At 69.7% G+C, this 3,864-nt stretch carries 8 protein-coding genes; 4 read left to right on the plus strand and 4 right to left on the minus strand.

Annotation, left to right across the window (positions count from 1 at the left end; genetic code table 11):
• Positions 1-773, plus strand: a 773-nt coding sequence (locus VQ02_RS38525; protein WP_167350819.1) for a hypothetical protein, incomplete at its 5' end; no start/stop codon positions are given.
• A 203-nt stretch (positions 774-976) separates the two neighbouring features.
• Here VQ02_RS38525 and VQ02_RS37850 read toward each other — a convergent pair.
• Positions 977-1,210 carry a hypothetical protein gene (locus VQ02_RS37850; RefSeq protein ID WP_048448559.1) on the minus strand — a complete coding sequence of 78 codons (234 nt, stop codon included), beginning with the start codon at positions 1,208-1,210 and terminating at the stop codon, positions 977-979.
• A gap of 124 nt (positions 1,211-1,334) precedes the next feature.
• Between VQ02_RS37850 and VQ02_RS33300 the strand changes: the two genes are divergently transcribed.
• Together VQ02_RS33300 and VQ02_RS33305 are read left to right on the plus strand one after the other, a co-directional pair.
• Positions 1,335-1,640, plus strand: coding sequence for a hypothetical protein (locus VQ02_RS33300; protein WP_048448560.1), 306 nt, complete (start codon positions 1,335-1,337; stop codon positions 1,638-1,640).
• Positions 1,637-1,873, plus strand: coding sequence for a hypothetical protein (locus VQ02_RS33305; RefSeq protein WP_048448561.1), 237 nt, complete (start codon positions 1,637-1,639; stop codon positions 1,871-1,873). The genes VQ02_RS33300 and VQ02_RS33305 overlap by 4 nt, the downstream gene beginning before the upstream one ends.
• Before the next feature lie 100 nt (positions 1,874-1,973).
• Here VQ02_RS33305 and VQ02_RS33310 read toward each other — a convergent pair whose 3' ends face one another.
• From VQ02_RS33310 to VQ02_RS33320, 3 genes are all read right to left on the minus strand, one after another.
• Positions 1,974-2,540: a hypothetical protein gene (locus VQ02_RS33310; protein WP_209437103.1), complete on the minus strand. Its 567-nt coding sequence runs from the start codon at positions 2,538-2,540 to the stop codon at positions 1,974-1,976.
• Positions 2,541-2,608: 68 nt separating this feature from the next.
• On the minus strand, positions 2,609-2,788 hold the full coding sequence (locus VQ02_RS33315) for a hypothetical protein (RefSeq protein WP_245239928.1): 180 nt from the start codon (positions 2,786-2,788) through the stop codon (positions 2,609-2,611).
• 58 nt (positions 2,789-2,846) lie between these two features.
• Positions 2,847-3,062, minus strand: a complete 216-nt coding sequence (locus tag VQ02_RS33320) for a hypothetical protein (protein ID WP_048448564.1) — start codon at positions 3,060-3,062, stop codon at positions 2,847-2,849.
• A gap of 372 nt (positions 3,063-3,434) precedes the next feature.
• Here VQ02_RS33320 and VQ02_RS33325 point away from each other — a divergent pair, with 372 nt between their 5' ends.
• On the plus strand, positions 3,435-3,728 hold the full coding sequence (locus tag VQ02_RS33325; protein WP_048448565.1) for a hypothetical protein: 294 nt from the start codon (positions 3,435-3,437) through the stop codon (positions 3,726-3,728).
• Positions 3,729-3,864: the final 136 nt, after the last annotated feature.

The following is a 3,864-nucleotide window of genomic DNA, read 5'->3' on the forward strand; positions in this document are numbered from 1 at the left end:
GCGTGATGCGCTTCAAGCGCTGGCCGCGGCCGACGCCGTTCGAGGACACGTCGCGCAAGCGCGCGGCGTACCTGCGCAAGCAGGCCCGCGAGCAGGCGGCGCTCCCCCTGTTCGCTACGGTGATCGCCGAGCGCCAGCTCGACGTCGACGAGGAGATGATCCGGCGCACCGGACAGTGGGAGCGCCAGCAGCAGGAGAGCCGCCGGCAGCGGGCCGCCGGCTGGCGCCGGGCCCGGGCCCGGCTGTTCGAGCACCCCGGACCCCGGCGCCGGGCAATCCGGGCGCTTTGGCGGATCTGTCCGTACCCCGCCGATCCGAGCTACCTCGGAACCCTGCTGAACGAGATCGCGACCGGCCGGATCGATCCGGCGCGGCCTCCGTGGGGCGGCGGGCACACGCTCACCCCCCGGACGACCCCGAACCCGGCGACCTTCGGGGAGGCCTTCCGGCAGATCGGCCAGCGCACGGTCGGCGGTGGGCCGAAGACCACCGGCGCCGACGAGCGGCTGTTCTGCGGCAACCTCGGCTCGGGGATCGTGTTCCTGACCTCGCGCGTGCGGCTGATCGAGCCCAACGAGTCGTTCTACACCTCCTCCAACCACCGCCTGCGCGACAGCCATGTCGGCCGCAGCGGGCATTGGGTCGACATCGAGGTGCGGGGTACCTGCTCAGACGAGGACTTGGCCATGATCCGTCGGCTTGCCCAGGCGGACGACGCCCGGCCGGTGATCGTCCGGCGCCTCGACGCGATGGCTGGCCGGTCCGACCCATAGGGTCCAAGCCCGATCAGCTTGACCATCTGGAGGGCTGCTCAGGGTGGGGAGCAGACTCCCCCGAGCCGGGTCGCGCCCGCTATGCTGTGCCGATGCGCGAAGGCGAGACCGGACTCAAGATGGTCCAGCGGCACGTCGAAGTCGGCGCGCGGCTCATCGCGAAGCAGCGCGCCCTCATCACTCGCTTGCGACAGCGGGATTTATCAACCGAGCAGGCGGAAGCGCTTCTGATCCTCTTCGAGGACGTTCAGCGTCAGCACGAAGAGCATCCTGCTCGTCTCGATGCGCGTGGAAGAAGGGAACTCGCTTAGGGTAGGAAGCGGCCCGCTGCTGGGTGTTCGCGGTTGTAGCAGCGGCTTGCGCGGATCGACCCATACCAAGTCGGCTTCCTCGATCCGGCCACTCTCACCAAACGCCTCCACCCGCTGATCGTTCATCTTCTGCCTATTGCGTCTCCGCCTTGGTCCGCATCGGTTGGGAAGGAGCCATCGGCCTACCCCTCCTGTGACACGACAGGATTGAGCGCTTATGACCCTGTGAGGCATCGACGCCGAGGGATCCATGTCCGACATCCAGGCCCTTGCGGCCACACTAAAGAAGCTGGCAAAGCCCGACATGAAGCGGAAGGACCTGATCGCAGCGGTCCGCGACCAGCATCCTGATGCCACGAAGAAAGAGGTCGTGCGCGCCGCGTTCTACACGCTGACCCACGATGTCGATGACGATCCCGAGCAGGCCCAGCACCTGCATGCCTTCGCGCTGACCGAGCGGGCTAGCGACGAGGAAGATGCCATACTGCCTAAGAGGCCCGGCAAGAAGGAGCGGCGCAAGGAGCGCGAGTTGGGGAGCCAGGGGGAGCATCGGTGAAGACGTTCCGGCTGCACCGCGGCTGGCGCGAGCCGAATGGCCTTGTGACGGACCACGCCACGCTGGAGCGGGTCATCAAGGCCACCAGCGCCTCCGACGCCATGGGCGCAGCCCTGGCCGAGGGCGACTTCGTACTCGACGATGACACCAATCTGGTGTGGCTCACGGACGACCAGGGTGCCTTGGTTTGGTCGCTCCGGCTGGACGACGAAAACACGGCCCCGAGCCCCTGAAGCGGGTGCTATTTACCGAAGCTCCACTCGCCCCCGGATGACCGTCTGCAAAGGGTCGAAAGCAGCCCCTCGCATGGTCAAGCTGATCGGGGTTCGACCCTTATAGAGAGCTGCCCGGTCCCTCGCGTGCCGCGACGGGCCGTACCCGAACCCCCGAGGCGGCGAGCAACTCGGCGCTGTCGTCGTGGACGCGTTCCCCGAGCAGGAATTCGAGGTAGCGGCCCAGGTCCGCGAAGGTGTCGAGCCCGCCGCCGTAGAAGGCGCACACCATCGGCTCGGCACTGCCGAGGCGCCAGATCAGGTACGTCGCCCCGCCCCTCGCGTCGTCGATCCCGAACAGCACCATCCGGGCCGGTTCGATGCCCCCCGGGACGATGCGGGCCAACGTCGCCATCTGCGCGCGGTGCCAGGCGCGCTCGCGGAGCAGGGCGGAGGCAGTCGCGACCGCACCTACGGCCAACCAGGTCTGGCCGTGGGCCGCGCCATGCCAGGCATCCGCGACGGCGTAGCGGGCCCGCAGCATCGGGCTCATCGCCAGCGTGGTCGCCGGGTCGAGAGCGGCGATCCCGCATGCAGGATCGCAGGCCTCCTCTCGCCCCTGCCGGACGTCGTCCTTGTCGTTCAGGATCCAGAGGTGCCGCAGCAGCGCCCCGATGTCGTCGGTCATCGTCATCTCCCGTTTCCTGCCGTCCGGGCCGGCGGGGCCGGATCGTTCGGGGCGCCCGGACCGGGCGGCTATCGCCAGCGGTCACTGGCGCCGAGGCCGATCTCCCGGCCTTCGAGGCGCGCCAGCTCGATCGCGACGCGGGTCCAGAACCGGACCCGCCGCCCGTCCGGCAGGCGGGCCCGCTCGCGCGCGAGGAAGTAGGCCTGATCGCCGTAGCGGCCGTGCATGATCCGGGCGCGAGCCCGCACGCGAGCCCATCGCCTGGCTCGTCGTCTCAGGCACATCCGGGATGCGCGCCGGCGAGGGTCAGGTGCCCGTCGCTGGACCGGACGGCATCAGGGCGTGCGCCCGCTCCGGCTGCCAGCCGAGCAACGAGAGGATGATGCCGAGGTTGGCCGTGAGCTGGATGAAGAGCCCGTCCTGCACGCCCGCGCTGCGTCGGGTCAGGGCCTCGCTGTAGGCGCGGCCGAGCTCATCGAGATCTCGGCGCGCATCCTCGTCAGGATCGCGTAGTCGTCCCATCGGCCGCCCCCCGGACGGGCCCGTGTCCGCGGTACGCCCCCGCAAACGAGCCTCGACCACCCACAGCCGGGGAGTTGGAAAACCGCAACAGAACGGCTCCTACGACCTTTAGCACCGGGGCGCCTGGACATACGTCGCAGGCTCCCCGACCCGAAGGATCAAGGATGTGGCGCCGTAACGGCCGGCGCCAAACCGTCTGCTGAGGGGTTTCCACACCCCAGGGCGGCGCGTACCGCCCCACGGCGATCATAGGCGCTCGCCCTGCTGCGTTCCAGCTTTTCTGCTCGAAAGAGGCAGAGGGCCGGCGTCTCCGACGAGGGATCAGCAAGCTGAGAGAGAGGCTCTCGGCCCCCCCCGCCGGATCGAGCGCCCATGACCGACCCTCTCGCCTTCCCCCTCGCCCTCGACATCTCGGTCGAGGACCCGCCCCGGGTGATCGAGGCGGCCGCCCGCAAGATCTTCCGGGGGCGCCACGCCACCTCGCTCGTCGAAGCCCGGACCCTGCTTGCCGGCGACGTGCCCAAGGCGCTCGCGGTGCTATTCGAGCTGGCCGAACTGGCCTCGGCCGGGGCGGTGGTGCTGCGGATCCAATCCGGATCGGGTGAGCCGATCCTGCCGGGGACGGGCCTGGCCCTGCCGACCGTCCTCGCCGGACCCGGCGCCTGACGCCGCCCCTTCGCCGGTCCTCCTCACGCCAGAGGGGGGCCCTTCGCCCGTGCAGGATCGCCGGTTCCCGGCCATCCCGCGGTGAAGGAGCAAGCACCATGGGCGAGTACGTGATGACCACCGTGACCATCGGCGG

This window comes from Methylobacterium variabile, assembly GCF_001043975.1.
Classification (GTDB): Bacteria; Pseudomonadota; Alphaproteobacteria; order Rhizobiales; family Beijerinckiaceae; genus Methylobacterium; species Methylobacterium variabile.